This window comes from Aquimarina algicola (genome assembly GCF_006443095.1).
Lineage (GTDB): Bacteria > Bacteroidota > Bacteroidia > Flavobacteriales > Flavobacteriaceae > Aquimarina > Aquimarina algicola.
In genome coordinates this window covers 234806-251666 of sequence record NZ_VFWZ01000011.1, presented here as the reverse complement: position 1 = coordinate 251666, position 16861 = coordinate 234806, and the positions used below count along the sequence as shown (strand labels likewise).

The following is a 16861-nucleotide window of genomic DNA, read 5'->3' as shown; positions in this document are numbered from 1 at the left end:
GATTCTTGTTATAAAAACATATGAGTTTGGGTGATATCATATATTCTTTTGGGGACAGAATCGTATTTCTCTAATTTAAAATGATTTGAAGTTTGGGGTTATATTTTATTTAACAGATACAAATATAACGATTATATGCATAAATAATCGTTGAAATGCATTTTTTTATGTTAAAATTGAAATATTGACGATTTTACTGTCTAAAAATAGGAGTGATGTGATGAAAATATAGCAATAAGAATATTACTAGATTCTTTATTAGTTTGATCTATCCATTTGCTCAAAAGAGACTTTGGTATTTTTTATTTGTTCTCCTTCAATTTCTATTTGTGTAGAAGTAATAGTTACCAAAATTGTATCGATCGTGTTTTTGTATGTGACTTTTACGGTCGCTTTTTTTATCGAGTCAGAAACAGTTTGAAACGAATCGATAAGGTTAATTTTTTCTATTTTGGTTTCTTTTGTGGATAATGAGTCCTCTTTTTTGATGGATAGATTAAAATTAGGATGGCTAGTAAGCAAGACCTGTTTATCAATATATTCTTGAAGTTTTTGCTGTATTAAAAGTTCATAAGCATCATTTTCTGATATAAAAGCTTCTTCTGTTTCGCTATGCTCTAAAGTTACTTTGTCAGATTCCATTTCCATCCGTTTATGAGCATTATTAGAACAACTGCTTATAAATATGGCGATCGATATGATAAATAGAAATCTTATTGTCATGACTTTACTTTAAATTTGAGTTTAACAATCTTTCCATTTATTTTTTGGGATGCTATGATTTCAATATTTTTTAAAGACTCAGTAGGCGTAGTCAATAACTCAATAAATTTATTTTTTTCATACACTTCTATACCCAATCCATATGGCAATACCTGAAAAATAGTAGCGTCATTTGCAATAAGTTTGGATAATTCATTTTTCCTGTTTTTCCAATCTTCTATTTTTCCATTGGCATAATAATGTAACATTAATGCATAATCATCAGTTTGGACTTGTATGTTTTCTAAATCTTTTTGGGAAGTTGTCCTATATATGGTATCTGTTTTATGATAAGGTGATTGTACAATAAAATGAACAAATTTGTCTTTTGTTTTCCATGTGAAACAGCCTGTACTATCACTTTTGATATAAAATGGGGATTCACTATTATTAAGTATTGTAATTGTTAAAGGAGTTTTGGTTATAGGTACATTTCTATCGGGGTCTATAAAACAAAATTTGAAGGTATTCTCGTTTGGAATGAATAGGTATGCAATAAAAATGATGGCAGTGAATGTACATACAATCCAAATCCATTGCAATGAAAATTTATTTTTGGAACCTTTTTTAGAAGATTGAGGAGAATGATTGATTTTAAAATCATTCCAATTTTCAAAGTCACAATATTTAGCAAGAAGGTTTAAAATATCTATTCTTGGAAGTTTTTTTGGTGTGTTTTTAAAATAACTATAAAAAGATTTTTCACTGATGTTACCTTTTACTTTTTGCTGTAAATCTTCTTGAAATGATACAATATCTTGCCCTTTCCATTCAGAAATATTAATGCTGGAAGCAGTATTGTTTTTCAAAAATTGTTTGCTTACAATCTTTTTTAGCGCATTGAATAATATTTTTTCTTCTTCAGTAATGATTGTTTAATTTTTTGATAAACAGTGTTTTGTGATTTGTAAAATGTTTTACAAAGCCTTTACAAAGTATATACAAGCCATATGTAAAGACAACTTTTAAGTTTGTTTTCAATACTAACGATATAAAAATATAGAAATGAAAACAATCGGTTTAACAAGTATAAGCAAAATAAGTTTAGTAGCAATCTTTATGATGATATCATGTTCTAATCATCGACAAAGTTCTGAACCATTATCAGAAGACATAATTTTAGAAGAGTCAACAGAAAAAGCGCTTCTTAATACTATTGAAGTAGAGGAAACTCCATCGACAGGCAATGATGATGCGATAACCAGTCAGCAATTAAAAATTATCAAAAATGCGGATTGTAAAATTAAAGTAACCAATGTAAAAGAAACAACACGTTTGGCAAAGGCTTTAGCTTCAAGGTATAAAGGATATATTTCTCAAGAGAAGTATACCAATACGAATTATACAAAAGAAAACTTTTTTACAATTAGAGTTCCTAGAGATCACTTTGACACGGTATTAGATAGTATTACTGACACAGCAGACTTTATAGATTATAAAAATATATCTACGCTAGATGTAACCGAAGAGTATGTAGATGTAACATCAAGATTAAAAACAAAATTTGAAGTAAAAGAGCGATATGAATCTATTTTGAGAAATAGAGCTAAAACTGTAAAAGATATTTTGCTTGCAGAGGACAAGCTTGGTGATTTACAAGAAGAGATAGAATCCTCACAAGGAAGATTGAAATATTTAAGTAATAAAGTAGCGTATAGTACTATTCAAATGAATGTATATGAAACGGTGATACCAGAAGAAGAACCTGAATCGTATACGCCTAATTTTTTGGATAAAGCTACAAAAGGATTAAAGTTTGGCTGGTCTATTATAGAAAATCTTACGTTGTCATTATTTTACATCTGGCCTTTAATACTTTTAGGAATAATGATATTTATTTACTTTAAATGGATAAGAAAATAAATTTATATCTAAAGATAGTTACAATAAAGCTAAGTGCTTCTGCACTTAGCTTTAAAAATATATGGGATGTTTTTATACATCGTTTTATTGTCAGAACCTCTTTTACCAATACTAATATAAATATTGCTTTAAGAACATTATCTTATTTCGTATTTTGCGACAATGAAGGAAATATTGTCAAGATACATTCCGGAACGTGCACTAGTACCTGCATTTGAATTGATCGTAAAATACAATGTGCATCTCAAAATAGTAAACGAAAGAGTGACAAGGCATGGCGATTATAGAAAAATGCCAAATGGGCAACATCAGATTACAGTAAATGCTTCGCTCAACCAATATCGTTTTTTAATTACTTTAATTCATGAGATAGCACATTTGGTCGCTTTTGAGAAATATGGCAGATATATAAAACCACATGGTGTAGAGTGGAAACGTACTTTTCAACAGCTTATGGTACCATACATTATTCCTCAAATATTTCCACAAAAACTTTTGCCGGTACTGGCGAATCATTTTAAAAACCCGAGAGCAAGTAGTGATACAGATGAGAAATTATCTTTGGCACTTAAACAATTTGATCCTGTAAATGATAAAAATTATATTTTTGAGTTACCTTTAGGAAGTACATTTAGATTATACAACGGTAAAATTTTTAAAAAAGGAAATAAAAGAGTAAAACGTTACGAATGTGTAGAGATAAGCACAGGTAGAATCTATCTTTTTAACCCTAATGCAGAAGTAGAGTTATTACATTGAACTAAATTATGAGATTTTTAATGAATAGAATAATTGTATTATTTATCCTATCGATACTATTAGGCTGTAGTAAAGATGATGATTCTCAAACATCTGAAAGTAATATTGATAGTGAAATTATCGATGAAAATCTTGAAGGTGCGCAAAATATATTTTTAGCAACAGGTATACAATTAAAACAAAGCCGTAATGATGCTCCTCTAAAATATGGTAATCCTAATATAAAAATGAATGGGGTTATTATCTCTCCTAATCCGGTAATCGGAAACTTTATGATAGAAACTATTAATTCGGATAACATAAATTCTATTTGGATTCTCAAAGCTAAACCCGAAAAAAAGTATCAAAATGAGAATTTTGAAGAAATATTAAGAACGGTTAGTTATAAAGATAATGTTCTAAACGATGCAGCTAAATTAAGTGTCAAAGACCTAACTGCAAATAATGTACTTGTCAATGTAGAGGATTTGGAAGCAGGATATTATAGAGTTTTTATTAAAGTAGGAGAATCACTTAATTGGGATAATATATATATAAATGGTGAAGGCGCTGATTCGCCAGAGGAGATAGTATCTCCTTGGGAATAAATAGATAAGAACTATGAATAAAAATCACTACGCAATAGTAATGGCAGGAGGGGTAGGCTCAAGGTTTTGGCCTGTGAGTACTACAACATTCCCAAAACAGTTTCACGATATGTTGGGGACAGGAGAAACACTAATCCAGAGAACGTTTTCCAGACTGTCAAAACGTATTCCTAAAGAAAATATTCTTATTCTTACTAATGAACGTTACACCGATTTGGTATTAGAACAGCTTCCTGAAGTTTCTTCAAAACAAGTTGTTGCAGAACCGGCAATGCGAAATACCGCACCTTGCATTCTATATGCAGCCCTAAAAATACAAAGAGAAAACCCTGATGCTTTAATGGTGGTTGCGCCTAGTGATCATTGGATAGAAGATGAAAAAGCATTTTTAGATAATCTGGAAAAGAGTTTTGATGCCTGTGCAAAAGAAGATATTCTTATGACTTTAGGAATACAACCCACTTTTCCTAACACAGGGTATGGATATATACAATACCATAAAGAAGCTTCTCCAATTAAAAAAGTTGCTAAGTTTACAGAAAAACCAAACTATGAAACTGCAAAACAATTTTTAGACAAAGGTAATTATTTATGGAATGCAGGCATTTTTATATGGAGTGTTAGTAGTATTATACATGCTTTTACAAAGTTTCAAAAAGAGATGATGATTCTGTTTGAAAAAGGTAAAAAGGTATATAATACCAAAGATGAAAAAGAATTTATCAATACTCATTATGCACTTGCAGAAAATATTTCTATAGATTATGCAATTTTAGAAAAGGCAGAGAATGTCTTTGTATTGCCTGCAACCTTTGATTGGAATGATTTGGGTACGTGGGGGTCTTTGTATGACAAATTAGAAAAGACATCCGTAAACAATGCTATTGTAAATGCAAGAGTTTTGGATGAAGATGCATCAGGAAATATGATTAGAACTGCCAACAACAAAATAGTAGTCGTAGATGGTTTAAAGGACTATATAATAGTAGATAAAGAAGACGTATTATTAATTTATCCCAAAACAAAGGAGCAGGAGATTAAAAATATACGTAAGGAAGTTGAAAACACTTTTGGAGAACAATATACCTAGAATACAATGGAGGAAAATACCAATCAATCTAATTCAAACCAAGAAGAAGTTAAAGAATCTGTAAAAAGAGATGCAAGAGGTCTCTTTGCTAGTGTTAATAAATTTCTGAGAGAACTACTAGATATCAGATCAGAAACAGATAAAGATCAAACGATAGAACATGTAAAAAGTGATATTCCTTTCAAAGGGCATAATGCATGGATTCTAATTTTTTCTGTATTTGTAGCGTCTATAGGACTCAATGTTAGTTCTACAGCAGTAGTAATAGGGGCCATGTTAATATCTCCATTAATGGGACCAATTGTGGGTGTAGGTTTATCTATTGCAATTAATGATATTGATACTTTAAAAAGGTCATTAATTAACCTTGGTGTAATGGTAGGATTAAGTGTAATTGCTGCTACCTTGTACTTTTGGGTATCTCCTCTTACTGAGCTAACTCCGGAGTTAGAATCACGTACAGCACCTACAATATTAGATGTATTGGTAGCAGTATTTGGGGGATTGGCATTGATTGTGGCAAAATCCAAAAAAGGAACGATGGCAAATGCTATCGCAGGAGTGGCTATTGCTACAGCTCTGATGCCTCCATTGTGTACAGTAGGATATGGGATTGCAGAGTGGCGAATAGAATATGCGTTAGGAGCCTTATACTTGTTCTCTATTAATGCCATATTTATTGCGCTTTCTACATTTATTGTAGCAAAACTATTACGTTTTCCGATGCTACGATATGCGAATTCTGCAAAAAGAAAGCGTACAGCTCAGCTAGCATCCCTATTGGCAGTATTAGCTATGATTCCTGCTTGTTATACTTTTTATGTAACACTAAAAGAAAGTAATGCTGCGCGTGACTACAAAGCATTTAAAGAAAATGAAATAGATGCTAATGAAAATTTATACTTAAGAAAAGATTTTTATGATTACAATAATCAATCTATAAAGCTATACTTTGATGGAGAAATCAATAAAGCTACTGTTAGTGATCTACAGAATGAAATTAAAAAATATGAAAGCATTCAAGATTTTACTTTAGCTATCAATGGTAATAAATCAAGAGGAATTGATCAAATATCCAAAGCATATGATAGATCCATAGAACAATTGAATAGAGTTGAAAAAGAGAATGAAAGGCTATTAGGCGAAATCGAAAAGTTAAAGATCAAACAAGTTATCTTAGAAACTCAACTTACAGAGGCCAATAAAGAAATACCTAGCAATACACCTCCATTTAGTAACATTGCCAAAGATGCAAAAATACGTTTTCCTGATTTGCAAGAACTTGGCTATGGAGAAGTGCTAAAATCTAATTTTCTAAAGGTTGATACAATACAAGTTATTTTTCCGAGATGGAAATTTCAAGTATCAGATAGCTTAAATACAAAAAGAATAAATGAACTACAGGAATGGATTACTACTGAATTAAAAGTAGATACTCTATATGTAGAATAATAAAGGATGACTTTAAAAAAATATTTAGTTTAACGCTAGTTTCAAATTACTTTATTCCTAGTAAAACTGAAATTGCGTTAAACTAAATAATATTAAGTCTGGAAATTATGTTGTTGATGTGTATATTTTAGATACAGCATTTTTCAGGTTCTCCAACACTATTTTGTTGTATAGTTCCAAAACAAAGTTCTCCTGAACTTCCAAAAACAATGCAATAACTATTGTCGACATCTACGTCTGTCATTGATGCATCAAAACAACGCCCTATTGGACAACCGGATGAAGTGCTTCCTCCGTTAATTTTTTGCTGTGATGTTTTTGATAATTGCTGAACACCTGTGATTTTTAAAATCGATTTTTTCATAATGATAGGTTTTAAAAGGTTTACTTAAAGATACAACAAGTAGAGTATGCCATAAAGCTTTAAAAATAAAATTAGTTTAACGCTAACTTTTTGTATAAGTACAAAAAATAGTAATTGAGAGTTAGCGTTAAACCAATTTACATGGTAAAACAAGAAATAATCGTTTTACTCATTCTTTGAATTTAGAAGCAACACTCATCACGACCGCTAAAAGGATTTGGTCTTATTCTACCACGACACTGTTGACCAGAAGTTCCGATAATAATACAAACATTATTATTACTGTCTATTAGTGAAGGGCTAAAACAACATCCTACTGCTGGACAACCTGATGATGTAAATGTATCTCCTCCATTGATTTTTAACTGTGATGCTTTTGATAATTGTTGAGCACCTGTAATTTTTAAAATCGACTTTTTCATTGTAATAGGTTTTAAAAGGTTTATTTAAAGATAGTTATAGCATTTTTTAAAAAGACGGTTCAAAAAGTTAATGTATTTTAAAGTTTTCCTAAAAACCAACTTGTAATGAAAGTTGAGAATACATTTTTATCAAAGGGAAAAGTATGAGATGAGGTATCTCTTGATAACGTTAATTACAAAACTGTTAACAATTATCATATTGTATACATGATCTATTTTGAATAGGTTCGTGATATAGAAACAGTCATTCTAACTATACATATTATATGATAGAAATTGTATCTCTCAATGAATTGACATCGCATTTACGAAGGCTCACAAAAGGTAAATTATGGCTTCAAGTCATCATTGCATTACTATTAGGAATCGCAGTGGGTGTCATATTGAATCCATCATCTGGTATGGTATCTTCGACATTTAGTCAATGGTTAGCGAATTGGTTGGATCTGCCGGGTAAAATATTTTTGAGATTAGTTCAAATGGTAATGATCCCGCTAATATTTGCTTCGATAATATCCGGTATTGTAAGTAATAATACTCAGGATTTAAAAACAATGGGCTTACGACTATTTTTATATTTTGTAGCGACAACTACAATTGCGATTGGGATAGGAGTTGTATTAACATTGTTTATGCAACCCGGAGTATTGATCAATGAGTTAGGTGGGCTACCTGGTATCGAAACCGGAACAATTGAAACAGATCAAAATGTTCCTGATTTTAAAAGTATCCCTGATACAATTTCAAATCTTATTCCTGATAATCCTTTAGAATCTATTTTATTAGGAGAGATGCTAGGGGTTGTTATTTTTACTATTATTATTGGGGTAGCTATTACACAGTTAGAAAAAGAAATGTCTATTCCTATTATTCGTTTAATTGAGGCTATTCAAAAAATATGTATGATAGTGGTCTCTTGGGCCATGTTATTGGTTCCTATTGCTGTTTTTGGATTAATAGCTGCATTATTATCAGATTTAGGATTTGAAGTATTACTCGGTCTCGGGTATTATATAGGAGTAGTAATTCTTGGTTTGTTTTTACTTTTGTTATTTTACATGATTGTATTAGTTCTCATAGGTAGAAAACATCCTTTTCGATTTCTTCAAGCAATACGAGAACCTCAATTATTGGCTTTTTCTACTGCCAGTTCTGCTGCTGTAATGCCCCTATCCATGAAAGTAGCTGATGAAAGACTTGGTGTATCTTCAAATATCAGTGATTTTGTTATTCCTGTTGGAGCGTCTATTAATATGGATGGTACAGCACTTTTTCAATGTATTTCTGCAATTTTTATTGCACAAGCTTATGGTTTTGAATTATCGTTGCTTAATTTACTATTGATTACCATTACAATAGTTGGTGCTTCTATCGGTACTCCTGCTATACCTGGAGGAGGAGTGATTATTTTGGCGTCTGTATTGCAGAGTACAGGGATTCCTACAGAAGGGCTTATTGTTATTATAGGTATTGATCGTATTTTGGGAATGTTCAGAACAACAGTAAATGTTACCGGAGACCTAGTTGCGTGTGTGATTTTTGATAGGTGGTTTGGAAAAAAGCAAAAAGTGTGAGCAAATATATAAGATGATTATAAAAGTTAGTAAATCGATTCTTTATGCTTATAAATTCGAAATTTATTTTTTTTGAATTATTGTTTTCTATTTTTAATTGTTATTAACATCAAAAAATGACTATTAGAGCATATCAAAGTATATTATTTTACGTTCTGATTTTTGGTAATCTAAAGACAGGGCTAAAATTAATATAGATAGTGTTTCTTTCGAATTATCTTAATCGATACTAAAATACTATTGTCTATAGATGTTATTGTGCTTTTTGTTTTTTTCTATAATCTTTTACCGAAGCTCTTGTTAAAGAGTCAATTCGTTTTTCTTGTGCTGTATATTCTTTATTTGTAAATTCATTCGAGGAACCACTGTGAACATAAAAATCTGTAAAATGTATCGCCAATGGAGACTCACTAGAACTACTTCCGTCCGGCATTGCTCCACCAATACTACCTGATCCACTAAGTTGTACTCCTCTTGATTGATCCTCATAGCCATTGTTACGGTTTGCTATTGTTCGATTACCATTACTATCGACAAAATAATATTCATGGTCAATGATCCCAGCCTTAAATTTGGGCTTTATAATTAGCAAACCACTATTTGGTATTTGTAGTACTCGTCTACCGTTTTCAATAAGTGGATTAACACCACATTCTTCTCCATACACAATTCTTATTTTTCCTGCATAATTATCAGGAATCAAAAATGTTTCCGGTTCAGGCCTAGTTAAATATGCATTCAAAAAGGATATCATATGCATTCCTATAATAGTTAAAATTATTGTGATTGGAAGAATAACAATTTTAAGGAGGGTTTTGATAGGCTTAATTTTTTTTATAATCTTAAGTAAAAATAAGTCTAGAAATAACAGTTGAACAAATGTGCCAACTATCCAGAGATGAAATATAGGTAAAGAGAAGGCATTAATCCAAGACCCAAGAAACATAGAAACTAAATACACAAATGCAAAAGGGATCAGTATTGCAGTCAAAATTATAAGCAATAGTCTAAGTATTCGATTTTGTGTTCTAAAAAGGGTAAGTATGTTCTTACCACTAACAACAAGTCCTGTTGAAAGGGGAATTGTCCAGAACAAAAGCGGATATATGTCATTGCTTCCGAACCAATCTTGAAAAGATAATACTACTAATGTTCCTATTAAGCATGTAAGAATATTAAGTAGTCCACTTAAAACCTTTATGATAATTGACCTTTTCATTTAGATGGTATATGTAATTTGTTACTGTAAAAAATATTAATATTACTTTTTGATTTTTCTTTGAATTAATTATTAACTTTTCTTCAAATAAGTGCCTTGTTTTACCAAAAATATAATAACCATTTGTTTACCATATAGTTGCTGTAATTATATAGAATGTGTTGTAAAGATTCTTTCATTTCAGACTTTCTATTTTTACTTTAATGTTATGTAATATTGTTTATTCTTTTCTCTATAAAAGTATTCAATTCATTTTTTAGAGTCTCAGAAATTGTTTCATTTTCTATCCAAGTATGGATATTACCGAGATAATGCATGCCGAGATAGTTTGCACTTTCTACAAAAGGCATTTCAAATCCATTTTTGATTGTAGAGTCTGATCCACAACTTATCATTGCCATTGCTTTTCCTCTTAGTTTTCGTCCGATTTTCTTTTCGATTGTTAAGCAGTCTGTTATTCGGTCAAAGAAATTTTTCATGATTCCACTCATAGAATACCAATATACAGGAGTTGCAAAAATTATGATGCTATATTGATCAGCTATTTCTTTTATTAAAGGAAGAAAATCATCATTTTGATTTTTAGAATCATAGTCAAATCCACTAAATCGTTTTAATTTTAAATCTATGATATCAAAATCAGTCTTTTTTTGAACAAAAGAAACAATTTTGTTTGTGTTTCCATTGCTTCTAGAACTACCTTGTATTATTACACCTTTAGAACTCATAATGTCTATTTTGTTATTACAAGGTTAAAGCTATTTGATTTCCTTTATTTTTCAAATAAGGGGTAAATTATGCCCTATTCTAATTTGTCACCAAACTTTGAAAGTTCTTGAAAAACAGAGGAAAGTTGTGTGCCTAAATATGTTATAGAATACTCAGTTTTTTTAGGAAATTGATGAAAATCTTTTTTTTCGATCAGTCCATCTTCTATCATCTCTCTTAACTGTTGTGTTAATGATCTTTTAGAGGCTTCGGGTAGTCCTTTTTGTATATCACGTAGTCTTAAGTTCGTTTTTAAAAGTTGGCTTAATATTGCAGGTTTCCATTTCCCAGAAATCACATTTAATGTTTTTTCTATAGCACAATCATTTTTTAGTGGTGTTTTTCGTTTGTACAAAATATATTTTTTAAATGTTGTATAATAGCCTAATATATGAGTAGTAGCGGACTTTAAAACGCTAGATTTTCTATTAAACACAAACCTTTTTTAGATTGACTAACTTTTATTTTAGCGACTGAATTATTATTACTTATAAATCGTGTTAGCAATAGTTATTTCAATTCCAAAAACTTTCATAGACTTTATTCATTTCGTCATCAGTAAAATTTGAATCAGGTTCGTCTATTATTGTTTTTAATTCTCCGTGAATTCTCTTTTTTAAGATAACTTTTCTTTGATATTGCTTATCTATTGTCAAACTTTTAACTAATTCTATTTTATTATTCTTCCATTCATAAGCATCTGTATAATGGATACTAGAACTTCCTCTGTTGTGACTAATCATTATCTTATTAATTGTATCTACTCTAAAAGATAAAGCATTTGCTATATTTTCATATTCTATATTTCTAAGAAACTTTTTCTCTACTTTATCATAAATATAATAATTAGCGCTATAAGACATGTATGGTCCATTAGTTCCTGTTGAAAAAGATAAATCATTGTGATGATCAAAATTATAATCCTCACTATAATTAAAATACAATTTATCTTTGTTATAAAAATAAAACGCATCTGATTTAATTTGTTGAATTTCTTTTTTTGATGCTTTATCTTTAATCGTTATTGTGGATTTTCCATAATGAGTTCTTGAATTCCAATCACTAACTTTTATTTCAAATAGGTAATCACCAATAATTGTATCTTTTTTTAAGGTTATAAGTTTAGGGTATGCTTTTAAATATTTTTTGAAATAAGTGCTGGAATCAATCTCTTGTAATGTTAATTGGTAATAATCATTCAGTTTAATTTTAATTTCCTTATTCCCAATTATTCCATGTGCCTTTTCTATTCTTTGTTCTTCGTAGGTGAACTCAATGATAGAATCTTTAATTGTTCCCTTTAAAATAGATGAGCTATCCCGAATAAATCTGATATTAGTAACTTTTCCCTTTAAAGAATTATTTTTAGTTTGAAATTCAAATATCATGTATTCATCATGACAACATTTACGTGTTCCTAAAAAGTATTTTCTCTTGCTTAAATCAAAACTTGTTGATTTGTTTTCCATGTTTCGTTGGCAACTCACAAGCAATATTAAGAATAGGATACAAATGTTTTTCATTAATAGTTTTGCTAGACGTTTCTGTAAATATTCCATACTTTAAGATAATAAATTTCCAACCTTAGAACGTAAAACTATATTTGAATTTTGAGAAAGTCTGACGATCTTGTGTATGAGTAGTGGTAGATTTTTAATCACTAAACCTGCATAATGTAACGAATAGTTTTATGTTTATTTTTTTATTGTGAATGAAGTGGTTAACCCCACGCTAAAGTTTCTTGGTAATTTATGAACTCCAAAAATAGAACGAGAGTGTTCTCCTTTCTCTTCGAGTACTTTTACAAATAAATTAGATGCTCCGTTAACCACTTTTGGTGATTCGTCCCAATCTTCACTTGACTGGAAATAAGCGTCAATATGATTCAACCCAATTATGTTGTCAAATCCAACCTTTTTGTCCATTTGAGCAAGAACATTTAACGCACATAATTCCATTGCCTTGTAGCCTTGTTCAGTCGTGATTTCATTTCCCAATCTGCCTTGATGCAAGTATTCTTCATTGAGTATAGGGAATTGAATGGCGACATAAGCAATATTTTCTCGAATGTTCACAGAAACATAATTTCCGCCTGGTGTTGAAACATTTGGCAGTTGTAATCCTAACTTGGTAAGATTTTTTTTCGGGTTTATATTCATTTCCTCAGTTTGATTTTCTTAATCGGTTACATAAGCTCCTTTTTAAAGGAATTTAATTTTGTGTTCAACTCCAATTTTAGCTTTTTCTTCCGTAGTAGCATGTAGACCAATTGCATTCATTTTGTTAAAGAATTCCTCAAAATTTTTACCCGGGATTACATAGTTAAGTACTTTGGCTGTTTGATTTCCAGAGGTTTTGATTCCATGTTGTATCCCTCGCGGTAGATATATGATATCATCTTTTTTTGCCTGTATCGTTTTGTCTCCTAAGATAAGCTCTACTTTGCCTTCTAAAACATGAAATATCTCATCTTCTAGTTCGTGAATATGCAGTGGTACTATGCTATCTTTTGGCATGATACCTTCTACAAGATAAATGTCGCCATCTGTTTCTTTGGTACTTAATATTACGTTTCTTAACCCTCCTAAAAAACCATCAGACGGGTTATGAATTGATGATACTTTTGGTGTTTTTTTCATGGTTTTCACTATAAGTTATCTTGATGTTTGTCTAACAAATTGTAATATTTTTCCATTGATCAACTCGATTGAAACAGTATCTTTTTCTATTTTTTTCATTCAAAAAGTGTTATACCAGTTTGAATATAAATAGTTGATTGTTTTTACTACAGATTACGGTGTTGTATCCAGTTTTCCTTACTCGTTTTATAAATATACTCTTTAGAATTGGTCTCTTCAGAATGAATGATCTTATCGTATGACATGTGTTTTTCTAAAATTTTAATAGAACCTTGATTTTCTTCCATTACATATGCATAAAGTTCATCATAGTCCAAGGTTTCAAAACAAAAATCAAATAATCGTTCTGCAATTTCTCCTCCATAGCCTTTACCCCAATATAATTCTCGTAATCGATAAGCGATTTCTTCTTCGTTATTTTTATTTAAGTATACTCCACAAATCCCAATAAAAGTATTAGTTTGTTTTTCTATTATTGCCCAGATTCTAAACATTTTTTTTCTATCCTCATAATACCCAATAAATCTTTCTAACTCTTTTTTGGCCTCTTCATAGTTCATTTCGGGTTTGATATATTGCATTACATTTGGATTGCGTTGCATATCATAAAAATCATCCAGATCTTCGAGGCTTAAGTGTCTTACAAAAAGTCTTTTGCTATCAAAAAGATGTGTTTCTTCTAAATTAGGATTATTTTTTGCCATAATTGGCATAAATCGATTTGGAATTGATGTCTTTTTGAGGGCAATGGTATTAAAATCATACTTGTTGTAATATGATTCGGCATTAGGGTCTGCATCTAGTACAATTCTCTCCTTTGATATTGGTTTTACCCTTTCTAAAAAGTCTGTCATCATTATATTTCCCATTCCTTGACCAATGAATTCTGGATGTACAAACAGGCTGTCTAATTTCAAATTTGGACCTTGTTGTTTATAAGAATAAAATCCTATTATTTGATCATCTTTCCATAAATTAAAAACACTATTCTTTTTAATATGATCTTGTGTAATCGTTAATTCATCTTTCCATTCTTCTAACTGTTCTTTTTCATATCCCCATATTGCTTTTGATCCCCTCATTACCTCTGTCAATACTTCATGATCTTGTACTGTTGCTGCTTTAATTTCCATATAGTATCATTATATTAATTTTAAGCTGATTATAGCTGCTCAAAAAAAGTTCGTAGTCTATTTTATACTTTCTTGTGTTTCGTTTTTACTTTTTTATACTCTTTTAAATTCTGAATAAACTCTTCAAGTTTAATTTCAAAGTTTCTTTTTGTCATGCTAATTGAAGAAATTTTGTTTGAATTGTCATTCCAATTTGCAGGAAATTTGGTTGAGGCTTTTATTTCGTAAATTCCTTGTCCTTTTTTTCTTGTTCCTTCAAACATCGGATCAACTATAAAGCATAAATAGAATGATATTTCAGGGTTGTGTTTCAGTTCAAGTTTCCAATGTTCGTCATCCCACCATTCGTAGTTTGAGTCTATAGATGATATTTGCCAATTATCTTTCTTTAATCTTTGCTCTATTTGATATTTATATCCGGTTTTTTTCAATTTTTCTTTTATGTCTGATTTTTTTTAGAAAAGTCAGAAAATTTATGCCTTTGTTACACTCAGAGCAGTATTTTGTTTTTTGAAAAGATGGATTTTCTACAGAGGATATGAATTTAAAGTTTTTGTAATCGATTCGTTCATTGTCTAAAAAGCCCCAATATTCAATTCGATATGAACCAGAATCTACATCACAAAAATCACATAATTGCAATTTAAGCCCACCATAAACTTCATAAATAGTGTATTTATGAACTCCATCTTTGAAGTGATAATTTCCTTTTCTAATACCCCACAGTCATCACATGGAGCAAAATTTTTTACTTCTAGGTTTGAATGACATATAGGATATTGTTCTGTTTTCATTTTTTCAAATTGTTATAAACGTTTAATTTAAAATGTGGTTTAATACATTTTTAGAACAAATTCATCAAACAATCGTTGTTCTTTTTGTTTGTCTTCACTCATTTCAGAAAGTTTTAAATCACTCATTCCTCGTGGTGAATAAAAATAGGTTTTCCAAATAGGTCTATGTTTTATAAAAATATATTTTTCGCCCCATTCACCATCTTTATAGATTCCGATCCAAAATTTTGAGATGATTAAAATAATTACTGCTAAAATTATGATCTTTTTTCTCATTGTTTTGCACTTATTATTGTTGAAGTTTTTGAATCACATTTTGCGGAGCATAATGAATCTCCATACCATCTGCTATTTGTGATCTGCATTTGTCTAAATATACCTCCCATATATCTTCGCTTTTAGATGCTAAGAATTCGTAATCTAAGTAAATTTTATTTTTTCTCAGTTCAATAAGTGTCGCTTTTGAATAATCTTTTGGATGTAACAAACAAGTAACTGTTTGGAGTCTAATTTGCGATATAAAATCTTTAAAAGTGCATGTTGGATTATCAAGTTTGTACTTCATCCGATCCTGATCAACGATATCCGATACATGAAATATGTGAATAGAATTATTCAAATTGTTGTATAGAACTATTTCTGAAGCACCATATAAGTATCCCATCGGAATAAAATCTATTGGGACTTCTGATCGGAATTCATTTTCAAAATTGACAAATCCTTCATCCAGATCAAGAAATGAAAATGGTCTTTCATATTCTTGATCATCACCACTAATGATTAATTCTGCAGGGACTGCTAAAAGATCACTCCCAAATACGTTGTATTTATGGATTTCTTTCAAGATTTTGGGTAATGTTGACTTCTTTTCCTCGCTGAGTTGAGAGTGTAATCCGAATTCTCCTAGTTGAAACTCAATATCTTCAAATATTTCCTTCATTTTAAGTTTTATTAATAGCTGATTGTCACTTATAAGATTTGAAGTGACAGAATGATAGCCATGCTTTCATATGTTTTTAATAGCTTCAAGGTATAGCGTTCAAAAACATTCTGTATTCGTAATAAAGAATCAAAATTGTGATTACTCCTATAGCCAATTGTATGAATTTATTATTCTTTAAGAGAGCAAAGACATATCCTACTGTCAAAAGGATTAATGAACTTCCATATCCTATGCAGTATTTTATAAAGAACTCTTCTGTTTTCATGTACCAAGGTATAGGTATAGCATCAGCACCGAGCATGAAACTATATTCATAATTGCCGTTTATGGCTTCTTTAGCACTTATCAAATATTCAATTCCAAGAATTAAGATTATAAGAACAGGTAAAGCAATCAAGTACAGACTTCTTTTTATAATTTTTTCTGAATTTAATGTAATCATAGTACACCAAAAGCAATATATTCTTTATGTTTTTTATAAAGATAGTTGTT

Annotated in this window: 21 protein-coding genes; 6 read left to right on the top strand and 15 right to left on the bottom strand. The window is 30.2% G+C overall.

Going from position 1 to position 16861, the window contains the following annotated elements; genetic code table 11:
• Nucleotides 1–258: 258 nt before the first annotated feature.
• Entirely contained in the window at nt 259–723 is a 465-nt protein-coding gene (locus FHK87_RS25725) for a hypothetical protein (protein WP_140597756.1), read from the bottom strand.
• Nucleotides 720–1571, bottom strand: coding sequence for a hypothetical protein (locus FHK87_RS25720; protein WP_140597755.1), 852 nt, complete (start codon nt 1569–1571; stop codon nt 720–722). The genes FHK87_RS25725 and FHK87_RS25720 overlap by 4 nt, the downstream gene beginning before the upstream one ends.
• 196 nt (nt 1572–1767) lie before the next feature.
• On the opposite strand from FHK87_RS25720, the gene FHK87_RS25715 reads away from it, so the two are divergent.
• The 5 genes from FHK87_RS25715 to FHK87_RS25695 all read left to right on the top strand — a co-directional run bounded on the left by FHK87_RS25715 (nt 1768) and on the right by FHK87_RS25695 (nt 6513).
• Nucleotides 1768–2625 (top strand): DUF4349 domain-containing protein, encoded by an 858-nt coding sequence (locus FHK87_RS25715; RefSeq protein ID WP_140597754.1) that lies wholly within the window; start codon nt 1768–1770, stop codon nt 2623–2625.
• 162 nt (nt 2626–2787) lie between these two features.
• A complete protein-coding gene (locus FHK87_RS25710) occupies nt 2788–3384 on the top strand; it encodes a SprT-like domain-containing protein (RefSeq protein ID WP_140597753.1) in 597 nt (198 codons plus the stop codon).
• 20 nt (nt 3385–3404) lie between these two features.
• Nucleotides 3405–3971, top strand: coding sequence for a hypothetical protein (locus FHK87_RS25705; RefSeq protein WP_140597752.1), 567 nt, complete (start codon nt 3405–3407; stop codon nt 3969–3971).
• A 13-nt stretch (nt 3972–3984) separates the two neighbouring features.
• On the top strand, nt 3985–5061 hold the full coding sequence (locus FHK87_RS25700; protein WP_140597751.1) for a mannose-1-phosphate guanylyltransferase: 1077 nt from the start codon (nt 3985–3987) through the stop codon (nt 5059–5061).
• Nucleotides 5062–5067: 6 nt separating this feature from the next.
• Nucleotides 5068–6513: a DUF389 domain-containing protein gene (locus tag FHK87_RS25695; RefSeq protein WP_140597750.1), complete on the top strand. Its 1446-nt coding sequence runs from the start codon at nt 5068–5070 to the stop codon at nt 6511–6513.
• A gap of 127 nt (nt 6514–6640) precedes the next feature.
• On the opposite strand, the gene FHK87_RS25690 is transcribed toward FHK87_RS25695, so the two are convergent.
• On the bottom strand, nt 6641–6877 hold the full coding sequence (locus FHK87_RS25690; protein WP_140597749.1) for a hypothetical protein: 237 nt from the start codon (nt 6875–6877) through the stop codon (nt 6641–6643).
• Between the two features lie 182 nt (nt 6878–7059).
• Nucleotides 7060–7299: a hypothetical protein gene (locus FHK87_RS25685; RefSeq protein WP_140597748.1), complete on the bottom strand. Its 240-nt coding sequence runs from the start codon at nt 7297–7299 to the stop codon at nt 7060–7062.
• A 266-nt stretch (nt 7300–7565) separates the two neighbouring features.
• On the opposite strand from FHK87_RS25685, the gene FHK87_RS25680 reads away from it, so the two are divergent.
• A complete protein-coding gene (locus tag FHK87_RS25680; RefSeq protein WP_140597747.1) occupies nt 7566–8873 on the top strand; it encodes a dicarboxylate/amino acid:cation symporter in 1308 nt (435 codons plus the stop codon).
• A gap of 253 nt (nt 8874–9126) precedes the next feature.
• On the opposite strand, the gene FHK87_RS25675 is transcribed toward FHK87_RS25680, so the two are convergent.
• From FHK87_RS25675 to FHK87_RS25625, 11 genes are all read right to left on the bottom strand, one after another.
• Nucleotides 9127–10092, bottom strand: coding sequence for a DUF6843 domain-containing protein (locus FHK87_RS25675; protein WP_140597746.1), 966 nt, complete (start codon nt 10090–10092; stop codon nt 9127–9129).
• Between the two features lie 206 nt (nt 10093–10298).
• Nucleotides 10299–10820 carry a flavodoxin family protein gene (locus FHK87_RS25670; protein WP_140597745.1) on the bottom strand — a complete coding sequence of 174 codons (522 nt, stop codon included), beginning with the start codon at nt 10818–10820 and terminating at the stop codon, nt 10299–10301.
• A gap of 74 nt (nt 10821–10894) precedes the next feature.
• Nucleotides 10895–11215 carry a winged helix-turn-helix transcriptional regulator gene (locus tag FHK87_RS25665; protein WP_226294426.1) on the bottom strand — a complete coding sequence of 107 codons (321 nt, stop codon included), beginning with the start codon at nt 11213–11215 and terminating at the stop codon, nt 10895–10897.
• Between the two features lie 160 nt (nt 11216–11375).
• On the bottom strand, nt 11376–12329 hold the full coding sequence (locus FHK87_RS25660) for an XAC2610-related protein (RefSeq protein WP_140597743.1): 954 nt from the start codon (nt 12327–12329) through the stop codon (nt 11376–11378).
• Between the two features lie 225 nt (nt 12330–12554).
• The gene (locus tag FHK87_RS25655; protein ID WP_226294425.1) at nt 12555–13019 is read right to left on the bottom strand and encodes a RidA family protein; all 465 of its coding nucleotides are present in this window, start codon (nt 13017–13019) and stop codon (nt 12555–12557) included.
• A gap of 42 nt (nt 13020–13061) precedes the next feature.
• The gene (locus FHK87_RS25650) at nt 13062–13499 is read right to left on the bottom strand and encodes a cupin domain-containing protein (protein WP_140597742.1); all 438 of its coding nucleotides are present in this window, start codon (nt 13497–13499) and stop codon (nt 13062–13064) included.
• A gap of 146 nt (nt 13500–13645) precedes the next feature.
• On the bottom strand, nt 13646–14632 hold the full coding sequence (locus FHK87_RS25645; protein WP_140597741.1) for a GNAT family N-acetyltransferase: 987 nt from the start codon (nt 14630–14632) through the stop codon (nt 13646–13648).
• A gap of 62 nt (nt 14633–14694) precedes the next feature.
• A complete protein-coding gene (locus FHK87_RS25640) occupies nt 14695–15063 on the bottom strand; it encodes a hypothetical protein (protein ID WP_140597740.1) in 369 nt (122 codons plus the stop codon).
• A 402-nt stretch (nt 15064–15465) separates the two neighbouring features.
• Nucleotides 15466–15702 carry a hypothetical protein gene (locus tag FHK87_RS25635; RefSeq protein ID WP_140597739.1) on the bottom strand — a complete coding sequence of 79 codons (237 nt, stop codon included), beginning with the start codon at nt 15700–15702 and terminating at the stop codon, nt 15466–15468.
• A 13-nt stretch (nt 15703–15715) separates the two neighbouring features.
• Complete coding sequence (locus tag FHK87_RS25630; RefSeq protein ID WP_140597738.1) at nt 15716–16366, bottom strand: hypothetical protein; 651 nt, start codon at nt 16364–16366, stop codon at nt 15716–15718.
• Nucleotides 16367–16451: 85 nt separating this feature from the next.
• On the bottom strand, nt 16452–16811 hold the full coding sequence (locus FHK87_RS25625) for a hypothetical protein (protein ID WP_140597737.1): 360 nt from the start codon (nt 16809–16811) through the stop codon (nt 16452–16454).
• Nucleotides 16812–16861 lie beyond the last annotated feature (50 nt).

Coding starts and splice junctions, on each gene's coding strand:
- FHK87_RS25725 (WP_140597756.1), bottom strand. CDS start 723: ATGACAATAAGATTTCTATTTATCATATCGATCGCCATATTTATAAGC.
- FHK87_RS25715 (WP_140597754.1), top strand. CDS start 1,768: ATGAAAACAATCGGTTTAACAAGTATAAGCAAAATAAGTTTAGTAGCA.
- FHK87_RS25710 (WP_140597753.1), top strand. CDS start 2,788: ATGAAGGAAATATTGTCAAGATACATTCCGGAACGTGCACTAGTACCT.
- FHK87_RS25705 (WP_140597752.1), top strand. CDS start 3,405: ATGAATAGAATAATTGTATTATTTATCCTATCGATACTATTAGGCTGT.
- FHK87_RS25700 (WP_140597751.1), top strand. CDS start 3,985: ATGAATAAAAATCACTACGCAATAGTAATGGCAGGAGGGGTAGGCTCA.
- FHK87_RS25695 (WP_140597750.1), top strand. CDS start 5,068: ATGGAGGAAAATACCAATCAATCTAATTCAAACCAAGAAGAAGTTAAA.
- FHK87_RS25690 (WP_140597749.1), bottom strand. CDS start 6,877: ATGAAAAAATCGATTTTAAAAATCACAGGTGTTCAGCAATTATCAAAA.
- FHK87_RS25685 (WP_140597748.1), bottom strand. CDS start 7,299: ATGAAAAAGTCGATTTTAAAAATTACAGGTGCTCAACAATTATCAAAA.
- FHK87_RS25680 (WP_140597747.1), top strand. CDS start 7,566: ATGATAGAAATTGTATCTCTCAATGAATTGACATCGCATTTACGAAGG.
- FHK87_RS25675 (WP_140597746.1), bottom strand. CDS start 10,092: ATGAAAAGGTCAATTATCATAAAGGTTTTAAGTGGACTACTTAATATT.
- FHK87_RS25670 (WP_140597745.1), bottom strand. CDS start 10,820: ATGAGTTCTAAAGGTGTAATAATACAAGGTAGTTCTAGAAGCAATGGA.
- FHK87_RS25660 (WP_140597743.1), bottom strand. CDS start 12,329: ATGGAAAACAAATCAACAAGTTTTGATTTAAGCAAGAGAAAATACTTT.
- FHK87_RS25655 (WP_226294425.1), bottom strand. CDS start 13,019: ATGAATATAAACCCGAAAAAAAATCTTACCAAGTTAGGATTACAACTG.
- FHK87_RS25650 (WP_140597742.1), bottom strand. CDS start 13,499: ATGAAAAAAACACCAAAAGTATCATCAATTCATAACCCGTCTGATGGT.
- FHK87_RS25645 (WP_140597741.1), bottom strand. CDS start 14,632: ATGGAAATTAAAGCAGCAACAGTACAAGATCATGAAGTATTGACAGAG.
- FHK87_RS25635 (WP_140597739.1), bottom strand. CDS start 15,702: ATGAGAAAAAAGATCATAATTTTAGCAGTAATTATTTTAATCATCTCA.
- FHK87_RS25630 (WP_140597738.1), bottom strand. CDS start 16,366: ATGAAGGAAATATTTGAAGATATTGAGTTTCAACTAGGAGAATTCGGA.
- FHK87_RS25625 (WP_140597737.1), bottom strand. CDS start 16,811: ATGATTACATTAAATTCAGAAAAAATTATAAAAAGAAGTCTGTACTTG.